The organism is Pedobacter sp. 05L430 (genome assembly GCF_056397585.1).
The window spans coordinates 23,948-36,325 of record NZ_JBFTNT010000021.1 but is presented as its reverse complement, the minus strand read 5'-3'; the positions used below and the strand labels follow the sequence as shown (position 1 = coordinate 36,325).

The 12,378-nt window shown below is 40.6% G+C and carries 11 protein-coding genes; 4 read left to right on the top strand and 7 right to left on the bottom strand.

Going from position 1 to position 12,378, the window contains the following annotated elements:
* The coding region (locus AC1DG9_RS06500) for a hypothetical protein (protein ID WP_477634426.1) at positions 1–297 on the top strand (297 nt) is incomplete at its 5' end.
* A 41-nt stretch (positions 298–338) separates the two neighbouring features.
* Here the strand turns inward: AC1DG9_RS06500 and AC1DG9_RS06495 are convergent.
* Positions 339–545: a hypothetical protein gene (locus tag AC1DG9_RS06495; RefSeq protein WP_337716755.1), complete on the bottom strand. Its 207-nt coding sequence runs from the start codon at positions 543–545 to the stop codon at positions 339–341.
* A 184-nt stretch (positions 546–729) separates the two neighbouring features.
* Here AC1DG9_RS06495 and AC1DG9_RS06490 point away from each other — a divergent pair, with 184 nt between their 5' ends.
* Positions 730–1,188, top strand: coding sequence for a ferritin-like domain-containing protein (locus AC1DG9_RS06490; RefSeq protein WP_048903225.1), 459 nt, complete (start codon positions 730–732; stop codon positions 1,186–1,188).
* Positions 1,189–1,264: 76 nt separating this feature from the next.
* Here the strand turns inward: AC1DG9_RS06490 and AC1DG9_RS06485 are convergent, their stop codons facing one another.
* Positions 1,265–2,647, bottom strand: coding sequence for an SGNH/GDSL hydrolase family protein (locus AC1DG9_RS06485; RefSeq protein WP_337716753.1), 1,383 nt, complete (start codon positions 2,645–2,647; stop codon positions 1,265–1,267).
* A 176-nt stretch (positions 2,648–2,823) separates the two neighbouring features.
* Here AC1DG9_RS06485 and AC1DG9_RS06480 point away from each other — a divergent pair, with 176 nt between their 5' ends.
* Positions 2,824–3,288 (top strand): hypothetical protein, encoded by a 465-nt coding sequence (locus tag AC1DG9_RS06480; protein WP_337716751.1) that lies wholly within the window; start codon positions 2,824–2,826, stop codon positions 3,286–3,288.
* A 27-nt stretch (positions 3,289–3,315) separates the two neighbouring features.
* On the opposite strand, the gene AC1DG9_RS06475 is transcribed toward AC1DG9_RS06480, so the two are convergent.
* Positions 3,316–3,804, bottom strand: a complete 489-nt coding sequence (locus tag AC1DG9_RS06475) for a hypothetical protein (RefSeq protein WP_337716749.1) — start codon at positions 3,802–3,804, stop codon at positions 3,316–3,318.
* A 148-nt stretch (positions 3,805–3,952) separates the two neighbouring features.
* Here AC1DG9_RS06475 and AC1DG9_RS06470 point away from each other — a divergent pair, with 148 nt between their 5' ends.
* Positions 3,953–4,540 carry a Crp/Fnr family transcriptional regulator gene (locus AC1DG9_RS06470; protein WP_477634425.1) on the top strand — a complete coding sequence of 196 codons (588 nt, stop codon included), beginning with the start codon at positions 3,953–3,955 and terminating at the stop codon, positions 4,538–4,540.
* A gap of 24 nt (positions 4,541–4,564) precedes the next feature.
* Here AC1DG9_RS06470 and AC1DG9_RS06465 read toward each other — a convergent pair whose 3' ends face one another.
* The 4 genes from AC1DG9_RS06465 to AC1DG9_RS06450 all read right to left on the bottom strand — a co-directional run bounded on the left by AC1DG9_RS06465 (position 4,565) and on the right by AC1DG9_RS06450 (position 12,101).
* On the bottom strand, positions 4,565–6,067 hold the full coding sequence (locus AC1DG9_RS06465) for an alpha-L-fucosidase (protein ID WP_477634424.1): 1,503 nt from the start codon (positions 6,065–6,067) through the stop codon (positions 4,565–4,567).
* Positions 6,068–6,211: 144 nt separating this feature from the next.
* Entirely contained in the window at positions 6,212–7,297 is a 1,086-nt protein-coding gene (locus AC1DG9_RS06460; protein WP_052334029.1) for a DUF2235 domain-containing protein, read from the bottom strand.
* Positions 7,298–7,430: 133 nt separating this feature from the next.
* Positions 7,431–9,038, bottom strand: a complete 1,608-nt coding sequence (locus AC1DG9_RS06455; protein ID WP_337716745.1) for a SusD/RagB family nutrient-binding outer membrane lipoprotein — start codon at positions 9,036–9,038, stop codon at positions 7,431–7,433.
* Between the two features lie 15 nt (positions 9,039–9,053).
* Entirely contained in the window at positions 9,054–12,101 is a 3,048-nt protein-coding gene (locus AC1DG9_RS06450) for a SusC/RagA family TonB-linked outer membrane protein (protein ID WP_477634423.1), read from the bottom strand.
* Positions 12,102–12,378: the final 277 nt, after the last annotated feature.

Genomic DNA, 12,378 nt, shown 5'->3' with positions numbered 1-12,378 from the left:
GGTATGAAGAGCAGGTGGACATTTACCAACGGAAAAACACTTTACTATTCGAGCAGTTACTCCTATTCGGATGATAAGATTGAATTTAGCGAAACGGATGAAAAAGGAGAACAGGTGACTTACTTCACGCTGACAAAAGTGGCAGACAAGGAAACCAAACTTACCATAGATATCTATAAAGTCAGCAACTGGATTACAGATTTTATTTTAGGATCATCAGGTCAAAAAAAACAGGAAGCTATGCTCCAAAAGTCATTAGAAAATATCATTCCGCTGTTAAAAAAGATTCCTTTGTAATCTGTTATCCAATTAAGATATAACAAAGAATGATAATGCACTCAGGTGCTCTTCTTAACAAGATAGTTTTGAACTAATGAGCCTATAAAGGCAAATAATACTCCAGTTAATACCGCAGTAATAACTACAACTCCCGGTGCCAGCTCATCTGATGGAGCAATATTTCTAAGAAAGATCATTTTAAACATCAAAAGGAAGCCTGCTGCCCCTAAGATAAACCCGCTAATTTTACCTGCTTTGTTTTTCATGATTGATAATGGTTAAGATTTTTCAAATTATTCAAATATGAAGGTAAATAAATAACTTTGTATTACAAAGTACTTTTTAAAAAAATTTACTGTGTGCCTCACAATAACGGAAACACGTGTTTTTATTTTTTTATTTAAAACCGCCTGCGTTTTCAGTTGTTCTACCACCCTAAAACCATTTACCATGAGCACAAAATCAGTATCAGTATTAAACGATCTCACAGAGATCAACAACGACCGCATCGCGGGATTTGAAAAAGCTATCGCAGACATTAAAGATGAAAATGTGGATTTGAAAGCCTTATTTCAGGAGTACAGCAGCCAGAGCCGTAAATTCAGTCAGGAATTGACTGCGATTGTCGCAGGATATGGTGAAGATGTGGAAACAGGCAATAGCGTTGCAGGCACCCTACATCGTGCCTGGATCGATGTAAAATCACTCTTTGGTGGCAGTGATCGTGCCAGCATACTTTCTGAGGCAGAGCGTGGAGAAGATGCGATAAAAGCAGCCTACAAAGTGGCATTAGAAAATGGTGACCTTAGCGGCACAGCATTAGAAACGGTTAGCAACCAGGCCTCAGAGATTAAGTCTGCCCATGATGCAATTAAGGCATTACGTGATGCGGCAAGATCAATGAATTAAGCAATTTTATTTTCGGGGCAATTCTCCTGACAAAGCCACCCAATGGGTGGCTTTGTCGTAAACGATTTCAATTTCCTCATTTCAACTGCACAATTTCCACAAGATGCGATTTTGGCTTATTGATCTGGTAAATCCTCTCGGTTAATTGTTTGATATTATCTTCCCACATTGCCCTCACTTCCGGAAAACGGGCAGTTTGATAAGTTCCCATCTTACTTCTCACAAACCAGTCGGTCTTAGCTTTTTCGGCTACTTTATCAAATGCCTGCTGCGAATCATCAAATAACATATTTTGTGCTTTGAAATAGTTAAAATGCAACCAATAGTACTCCCTAATTTTTTTCTCCAGTTCCAACCTTAAGTCGTTAAGATACATGATCGAAACCGCTTGCTGGTATTGTGGCGTATTGCTCAACAAAGCCATGTTGATGCCCTTTGCAAACGCATCAGCACTAAATGTCCTTATTTTCTTACCATCAATCATCAGGTCATAATTTCCATTTTCCAGATTTTCGACTTTTAAATTTTCCTGATTGAACTCCATGATAAAAGGATATACGGCCAATACATCTGCCTGTGTTTGTGGATTTTCCCATACACCATTAACAGAATCTATTGGAAAAGGTAATGCACTGGCAAAATAGTTGAAACTTAATCCCTGCTCACTTTTTTTCTTAATGTTAACCTTTGCATTCTCTGCCTCAACAAGTCCATTCTTTGTGTCGATGTGAACACTTGCCACGGGTTTACCGGACAGACCCTGACTTTTAAGAAATAATGCTGCCATCACCAGATGTCCACCCCTACCTGGATGGATACGATCTGGCCCTGTAATGGTAAAATCAGGCTTTTTCTTTTGTTCCCTTACGTTGATTTCGGTCATGGGATGAAACAGATCTACATAAGCCCACCCGTTTTTTTTTGCGGCTTCTTGCTGAAAGGCGATAACCTGCTCCATGGCCTTACTTTTGCCCTTGAAATAATTGTTTTTGTTTTCCATGGTCTCGTCATAAGGCGACGAGGACATCATCACAGGTTTGATCTTGGATTGAGCCTTCAATTTATCTGCAAGCAGAACGAAATTCTGCTGTGATTTTGCTACACGCTGTTTTGCTGTTTCGTCGGCATTTGTTTCATTAAACTCAGAATAGCCGCTATCGTTCATTCCAAAGGTAAGGACCACAATATTCGGCTTTTTCGGCAATACATCCTGCTCAAAGCGTTCGTTCATTTGCCCTACAACATCGCCTCCTATCCCAACATTAATTACTGAAATCTTCCGTTCCGGAAAACGTGTCATGTAATACAGCCAAATATTGGATCCGTAGTATCCGGCCTCGGTAATGCTATTCCCCAAAAAGGCGACTCGATCTCCATCGGCAAAAGGTAGAAGCGACTGTGCTTTGATTGTTGTGTTACTTAAAACAGCCAAGAATAAAACAAGGATAATTTTTTTCATGATCGTATATTAATTTGTGCTGGCTGGGGTTTACCCGGCAGATGGCTATTTTTTTTTGCAAACTACTCAATACATCTTTTTTTAGCAATTCATTCTAAACATTTTAGAATGATCACTGTACAATATACTTTTGTTTTACCTTAGCTCCGCCAACAAATAATGATCAATAACATAAAATGTACTCAACAGTATTAGCACTACATTCTCTGGTTCGCTGGCTGGTATTGGCAAGTTTACTTTTTGCTATTTTCCGTGCCTTTAGCGGCTGGAGTTCAAAAAGAAGTTTCTCCAGAGTCGATAACGCCGTAAGACATTGGACTGCGACCATAGCACATATTCAACTTATCTTCGGTCTTGTGCTTTATTTCATCAGCCCCATTGTCAATTATTTTTTGCACAATTTCAACGACGCAGTTCATCGGAGGGAAATCCGTTTTTTTGGGATGGAGCACAGCCTAATGATGGTCATAGCAATTGTTGTAATCACCATAGGATCGGCCAGGGCAAAACGCAAACTAACAGATCCCGAAAAGTTTCAAACAATGGCGCTATGGTTTAGCGCCGGGCTTTTGATCATACTTTCTTCGGTTCCCTGGGCTTTTTCGCCACTAATAAGCCGGCCATATTTCAGGCCATTTTAACCCGCTTCCCAATGAGAGTGCTGTAAACTAAGCGCCTTTGTTGATTTTCTTTTGTTGTCTATATTGGTATATAGATCCCGCTATAAACAAAATGAGTATAACCAGTAAGGTTTTACCAATCAATGGGTCAGTAGGCCCATTTGCAAGTGGCGCGCTTAACGGAACACGGGTAAGTGTTTCGTTTACTGTAGGAATCATAGAGAGAAAAAAGCTGAACGAAAGGAAAAATTGTTCAAAATACCGGGCTTTATTATTTCCTGTTTTTCTCCGGTGAAGAACAAATGCGCCAACCACAAGAACCAGTACAAGTAGTGACAATACGTGCCCTGGATTGAATCCTCCATGTTTACTTAAGCCCAAAGCAGTTACGGATGTAATTATGGTTCCGACCAAGTACGTATTCCCACTTTTGCTTGCGAGGTTTATTTTTCCATGCTTTACATAAGATGCTAATGCTGCGATGATGGCAATGATACCGACTACGGTATGAAAAATGCCTAAATTTGATAATCCCATTTTATTTTTTTTACAAGTTTCGGAAAAAGCAGAATGAGTTTTTTTCACTTAAGTTAAAATACGATGGAATGTAATTTACCTAAATTTGAGTTGTTTTCCCAGCTAGAATTAATAGCAGTGAAACGCTTCATCTACTAATAAGACTATCATGACTAAAAAAAACGAGATCATAGCACAGTATCTGCGGGATTTCGCCGCGTTGACAGATAAAGACATTGAGGAGGGTCAGGCATTCTGGAAACCACGAAAAATCAATAAAGGTGATTTTTTTAATATGCAGAGTATGGTTTGCAATGACCTTGGATTAGTGATAAAAGGGATTTTCCGTATTTATTACCATGATCCAAAAGCGAAAGCGGACAAAAATATTTTCTTTTTTTCTGAGAATCAGYTCGTTGTTTCTTTTAGAAGTTTTATCTCTCAAAATCCCTGCTGGTACTTCATAGAAGCTATGGAAGATTCTGAAATTGTCTTTATTTCCTATAAAGATCTCAGCAGCCTCTATGAATCCAATAACAACTGGCTGAAATTCGGCAGGCTGCTGGCGGAATTGTTTTTTGCTTATGCACAAACACGCGCCGAGGAATTCATGTTTTTCTCACATGAAGAACGATACCTGAGGTTATTGGAAGAACATCCGAATATCATCGAGCGGATTCCTGCATATCATATCTCATCCTTTTTGGGTATAACTAATCCTTCGTTGAGTCGAATTAGAAAGCGGGTAAAAAGATAAGTTCTAATAAGAAGAGCAGAAATATTATTTTGCAGGCATATTGATCACGCTCAATTCATAAATTGAGGGAGGAGCAGCTGCTCTTAGGACTTTTAGTCTCAACTTGCTTGCATTATAACTAAATGGCAATCTAATCACCTTACAATCTCCCATAGGTTCGTCGGAAAGGTAGACGGTTCTCCATTGCCCATTTTGCATAATATCGATACTATATTGTTGTATACGTGATACTCTTACCTGAGAAAAGCCATCAGGTAATCTCTTTGTATCCTRATATTCAAATATACTGATCTTATTAAACGACTCTGAGGGATTTAACTCCATTTCGACTATAGCCAGAGTATCTTTAGCTGCCCAACGACTATTCATTTTCCCGTCGTTTATAGCATTACCTGCATATTGCCCGTTTTTATCATCCCAAACGCTACTTGCTGTAACCGGCTTGTTCATTGAAATGAATTTGCCATTTTTAGGTAAGGGCTTATTCAAAGATAGATTAAGTCGTTTACCCAGTCCAATGGCAGTATTAGCTACATATTCACGTATGCGTCCGGTCTGATCCGGAGGAACATTCATCACAAGACAATTGTCATTGTCTGTACTCCAGTAAAACAGTTCCTCCAATTCATCTAAATCCCGGGTTGGTAATGGCTCTGATTTTTCAAACCAATTCAATCGTTTACTGATACAAATGGTATGTTCAAAAGGCAGGTAATACGATTTCCCTTCGTGCAAGTATTGTTTCTTATCTGATTTGGCTGCTAATTCCGGATCCCATAAACGAAAATCAGAAGGGAAGTACTGAAAGAAATACTTATTATCCTCAGTCATGTTGGCTGGAGGCGTGTAATTTCGTTTTCCTTCTTCATTTACAATGGTATGGTTAACACTCACTGCACAATCAGGATTGTATTTTTTCACCAAGCTATAAATCTGATCAATACCCCAGTCTGATGGCTTTTTATCCCATCCCCCATCCAGCCACAACTCACCAATTGTTCCGTAATTGGTGAACAATTCTGTTAGCTGGTTGAGCATGTAGTTAATGTATTTTTGCGGGTCCTTATCCTTATATGAAGGTTCTTTCCTATCCCACAATGAATAATAAACTGCAAACTTGATTCCATATTTCTTACAGGCATCGGATACTGCTTTTACAACATCCATTTTTACCGGAGATGACGCCACATCATAAGCTGTATATTTACTATCCCATAAACAGAATCCATCATGGTGCTTAGTGACCAGCAATACATAACGAAAGCCTGCCTTTTTTGCAGTGAGCACCCACTGATCAGGATCAAGATTTGTAGGGTTATAACTCTCTAATGGCAACGTTCCGTCAGACCATTCCGTATTGTTAAATGTATTAATACCAAAGTGGATAAACATGCCATAGCCCCTTTTAATCATTGCCTGCTGTGCTGAATTGGGTTTTGTAGCCGGAACCAATAATTGAGCTACACAGCAATTACATGCCCAAGCCAATAGAAGAGTTGTAAGTATATGCTTTCTTATAAGTTTCATATGGTGTGAATGGTATCTGACGTAGAGGATTGATATTAATTGCTTAGTATTAAAGAAACTAAATTAAATGAGATTTACGTTATAAGAAATGGACTAAATGGCTAAGTTCATGAATTATCCGCTGAAATTCTAACCATGTGATGTTCAGCACCAATAACTATCGGCGGCATCGCAGCTCAGTTCGTCAATCACGCGATTCAGGTTTTCCGGTCTGTAATCGGCATCTTTATGCCAGCGGTAAAATGCAGAAGCGTCCACACGCTGATAATATTGGGGCAGCCTGCTCAATTCCCGCCTCACTTTCGGCAGCAACTTAAACCAAAAGCCCAGGGAGTCATATAATACCCCATTCTCAGGGTCTTCAAGGATAATCCTGGAGAGCATATTTTCATCAAAGGCGAGTCCTGTCTTTTTTGCATGATTAACCATCCATCTGAAGGCAATATCACTTATTCCAGCATCAGGATAACCCCCTCCTATATTGGAGTGTACTCCCGGAAACCAGCGTTGTTCAAGTATCTGTACCGGATTTTTTTGAAGTGAGTTTCCCTGCTGAATCCATATGGCCGGTTCAAAACTCATCCGGTGTTCATCAATAGCCAGGGCCTGAAAAGCATTATCCACATACGAACTAAGGTCGGTATCATGGAAACGGTATTTTCTATGGTTATATAGGTTAAAGATTGAAAACGGGATGCCAAGCGACCCCACTGTATCCCAAACTCCAATGAATTTAATATTGGTTTCGTGGCTGTTCTGTTTTCTGAAGTCCGTTGCCTTCTTACCGCTAGGTGCCCAGCCTTCGTTCCTGCTACGGTAATGTGTATATGCTGTTTTGGCCAAAGTCAGATCATCGTTCCTGATGATCCCGCAATTTCGGATCAGGCCTGCAATGCTTCTTGCCGTATAAGCACCGCGACTGAAACCGAAAAAGTATATCTCATCTCCCGGAAGATAGTTCCAGACCAGAAACTTATAGGCATTCAGAATATTCTCATCCAGTCCAAATCCCGTTGCGCCATCAATCAGCCTCCGAAGTTTACTCCCCGAGGTGCCCACCCCGTCGGTATAATATTTGAGCTGCATTACACCGTCTTTACCAATATTACAGATGCTCTCGAAAGTCTTCTGCACATTGGTTTTTACCCGGAAACCTTTATCGGTTTTGCCGGGTTCGTTCCAGGTGCCGTCGCAGCAGATCACAATTCTCTTATTCTTTGCCTCGTTCATTTCCTAAGCCAGTATCAATACACTCAACATAGGTAACATAGCAATCCCTCACAACACCTGCAATAGTTATTTATGACTATTCGCATCATGAAATAGCCTGCGCCCTTTGAATTAGGGAGCGCAGGCTATGTAATTAATTTGCATCCCACCAAAGTGGTGTGAGCAATCGATATTTTTCAGAATTATCTCCAACATTATCAGGGTTCCGGGTCTGTTCATTACTTTCGTAAACCATCCCTCTAATCCACTGGGTTGGGTTATTGGCATCAAATATAACAGTATTTAGGTTTAAAGGTCTAACCAGTGAAGGTCCATATATGGCCTGGCTAAAATCGGATCTGCGCATATCTACCCACGTTTCAGGATTTAAACATAATGAAATGTATTTCTGTCTCATGATATGACTTAAACCTTGGGTCAGGTTCGCAAAATGTGCATTCAAGCCGTCAGCCAACTGCGCCGTCCAATAGGTATTAATATCTGCACCTGTAACTCCAAGCTTGCGCATGTTAGATTTCACACCTTCCTCATAGGCAGCCAATGCCCCCGGTATATCCCCCGATCTCAATCGAGCTTCCGATTCAATCAATTTCACTTCAGAGTAAGTGATGAAGGGATAAGGTGAAGTTTGCTTGGTATAGAAACCGCTGTTGCTAAAAAGCCCATAATCATTACCGTTCTTTTTTGTCGCATCACCATTCTGCCCATTAGCTAAAATACCTTGTCCTCCAACCAAACCGCCTCCAGATCTTAGACCCCTGTACTGGCCGTCGGAAACGGCTGGCTGCATGATCTTGCTGATCCGTGGATCCTGAAGAGTAGCATTGGTGACAGGCAATGTTGTAAGCATATTCACAAAAAACTGGCTCCATGCGAAGTATCTGGGATTATAGCTATTGTCATTTGGTGTAGAGCCCACCGGCACGGTAAATCCGCCCCAGCTGTACCATGGGTTTTCATCGGTCGGCAATGCACCTGCCAGATATGGAAATTCGGCATCCATTCCATCAGCATTAAACGCATTTCCGCAGGCTTCAATAATCTTTGTGGAATTATAAAGCGCTCCTTTTTTAGAAAGATGGTTTAGGTACCGGGCTTTAAGTGCCCAGGCAAAACGTTTCCATTTATCTACATTTCCCTGGTATATGATGTCCCCTGCTGCAGAATTTAAGGTTGTATTGTTTGTCGGATTATTAAATGCGACAATGGCTTCATCCAGCAATTTATCTATCCGTTGATAAACGGTTTGCTGATCCTGCATTTTAGGTGTCAAAGAAAGCTGAGTCTTCCCATTATAAAATTCATCAATTACAATGGCACCATACTGATCGGCAAGCAAGCCAAAGTTCATCGCCAATAAAGTTTTTCCGGCACCAACAAAACACGGGCTCCCCTCTTCTTCTCCCAGATTGATCAAATCGATACAATTAGGCATCGTAAACACATACGTATTTTGCCAGGCAAAATAGCTTGCGGTAAAGCGCCAGGTCTCTGCATTCAGGTTGGTTCCCGTTAAAAGTTTGGTTACACCATACTGGGTTAAGCCGGCAATCTCTCTGCCTCCTCGCCACATTGCGGCACCATTAGAAGTGGTAATGGCACCGACCAGTCTGTTTGCTGCAGTTACCTTAGTGGGGTTATTCGGATCTGTATTTACATCCAGAAATTTCTTACATGAAGGGGCTATAATGGCAGCGACCAAAACCAGACAAACCAGCCCTTTTTTATATATCGTATTCATAATTAGTCCTCCTTATTACAATGTTAATTTTAAACCTAAATCAAACCCTCTGGTAGCTGGAACACCCAGATTATCAAAACCAAAAGAACCCGTTCCCCCTACTCCTGCACCACTACCCGAAACTTCCGGATCAACACCGGAATAATCTGTAATCAATAATAGGTTACGACCTGTTACGGTAAATGAAAGTCCTTTGATTTTTAATTTACCAAGGTACTTTGTGGGCATATTATAGCTAAGTGTAGCATATCTCAGTCTTACCCAGCTCCCATCTTCTACAAAATCGTAACCCTGGTTGGCGTAAATGGTCTGGTAGTAATTCTGGTTTAAAGGAACTGCAATTGTATTCTGAGCGCCGGTTGATTCAATAATTCCCTCAAACACCTTAGTTCCTCTATCCAGGGTTTTCAGGCTCAAGCCCGATCTTACCAAAGCATTCTCTGTTGCATTGAATACCTGGCCGCCCGAACGGACATCGACCATAAACGAGAACATAAAGTCCTTATAATTGAAAGTATTGGTAATTCCCATTGTAAAATCAGGATTTCTGTCACCAATATTAGCCAGGGCAGTCTGAACCTGTGGATAACCAGCATTGTTCAGCAATAGTTGTCCCTGTGCGTTTCGTTTCCAGATATTTCCATTTATACCGAATAAACTACCGTTTAAAAAAGCAGCTCCCTGTGCTACGTTAGAAGCGGCCCAGGCATCAGACAGTTCAATCCTGTCAATTTTTGCGGGTAATGCCTTAACAACAGAGGTATTGTGCGCAAAGTTGATGTCTATTGACCATTTAAAATCATTGCCCACGATTGGTCTTCCATTCAGTATCACCTCTATGCCCTTATTTCGTATAGACCCTCCGTTTAGGGTTGCTAAAAAAGAGCCTGAAGATGGTGGCGTACGCAACTGCAAAATCTGGTTATCAGACTTGCTTGAATAATAAGTTACATCTAGCCCTAAACGGCTTTTAATGAACCTCAGGTCTGCCCCTACTTCAAAGGCACGTGTAAATTCAGGAACCAGCAACGGGTTACCAAAAGCATTATTAGAGTTGATAATAAACCCTCGTGGATTAATAGTGAAATCATTTGTTAGGGTAGCCAATGAGGTGGTAAGTGAATATGGCGAAGCATCCTTACCCACATTAGAATAAGCAGCTCTTATTTTACCGTATGAAAAAATACGGTCATCAGATTTGGCTCCCATTTCTTTTAGCAGGTCGGTCAAAATCAATGCCCCACTTAACGAAGGGTAAAAGAACGATTGATCTTTTACCGGCAAAGTAGACGACCAGTCATTCCTTCCCTTAAAATTCACATAAGCGATCCCTTTCCAATCCACATTAAAATCCCCAAACCAGCTGAATATCCTTCTGCGTCTCAAATCTTCTGAAGTTGTTCTATCAGAAGGCTTGGTGTTATTAAGACTGGCAAATGTAGGGTCAATAAAATTAAGCGCACTGGAGGTAGAAGTCTGCAGAGAGCTGACTTCAATATTGTTACCTACAGAAAGACTAAGATTTATGTCGGCTCCTATTTTCTTTTTACCTGTCAGAATAGCTGTTGACGTAGTGATCTGATTATTGGCTACGGATTGTGCAATAGACCCTTTGATTACATTGGGTTCCAATGTTCCCGGCATCCTTACAGATTTAAAATTCTCAGTATAATAGTCTGTACCTATCCTATAGGTAAAGTTTAAAAAGCTAACGGGATTATAATCCAGGTTACCTTGTACAATTATCCTGTTCACCTTACTGGTAAAAGGTTTATTATTTATGGTCCAGTAAGGATTGTCTGTCCCCGTAGAGTTGATAATTTTCTGAGAGCCATCAGTATTAAGGTAATCTTTCATATCTAGACTACGAGGCCAGGAAAGCGCTCCCATAATGCCATTAAAGCTTCCTTGAGAAAGATACTTCCYGTCTGTGCGGATATAATTAGCACTTCCTCCGACGGTTAATTTTTCTCCAACTTTGGTATCTGCATTTATTCTGAACGATTTTTTCCCAAAGGTAGAATTGTCAATAATCGATCCCTGTTCTAAAAAAGATCCGGAAGTATAATAATGGGAATTGTCTGTGCTGCCACTTACCGAAACATCATGTGTTTGTGCAAAGGCATTTTTAAAAATAGCACCAAGGTTATCATAGATAGGTTCCCCTGAAGAAAAGGCTGGTCCCCAGGAGCCCAATGCTGTTACATTGGCAGCACCTTGCTCGCCTTGTTTAAACTGCGATTGAAGTTCAGGAAGTTTATTGATGTGATCAAATGAAAAATTATTCTGATACACAATTCTTGCAGCTCCACCCGAACCTTTTTTAGTGGTAATAACAATTGCTCCTGAAGCTGCCCTGATTCCATATAATGCCGCAGCCGCAGGTCCTTTCAAAACAGTGATGGTTTCAATATCTTCCGGATTGATGTCTATTGCCCGGTTTGAAGCTGGAGCCACTGAAGCCACCAAACCACCCTGAGAAACGGGAGTACTGTTATCTACAGGAATACCATCCAAAATAAACAAGGGCTGGTTACTGCCGCTCAGTGAACTTCCTCCCCTGATCATGATGTTGGCAGATGAACCAGCAGCACCGCTGGAATTGGTGATCTGCACACCTGCAACCTTGCCTTGTAATGCATTTACGATATTGGGTTGCTGAGAATCTACGATATCCTGGGCCTTAACATTTTGGGTAGAAAAGCCCAGTCCCCTCACTTCCTGTTTTACACCAAAGGCCGTAACCGCAACCTCATTTAAGATTCTGCTGTCCTCAGCCAGCTTTACATTGATCACCTTGTTTCCTGTTACCTGAACTTCCTGGCTTATGGTACCAATAAAACTAAAGACCAGTACATCCCCGGTTTGTGCGCTGATGGAATAATTACCCGATTCATCGGTACTGGATCCACCGGACTTGTTTTTGATTTTTACTGAAACACCGGGCAGTGGGCTATTGTCGTTTGCCGAGGTGACTTTACCTGATACGGTTATCTGCTGGGCGGCGACATGTGTAATACACAATCCTATACACAGAAATAACAAGAGTAGTTTTCTTTTCATAAAATGCCAATTTTAGTAAAATTTAAACTGTTAGTTAACGATTGTAATGCTTATTGGTTGGTTTTGCCTGGTAGGAACTTACATAACACGCATTAACCTGCATAATAGTAATCCTTATAGTAAATATCCATAATAATTTTAATAAAAATAGCTAAAAACAAACTATTTCAAGTATCCATGTACTTTATTCATTGCAAAAAACCGCAAATACCTGCATTTTTATCTCTACAAGTTCTTTTCTTAGCTTTATCAATGGTAGCCTAGACAAATTCTTTCA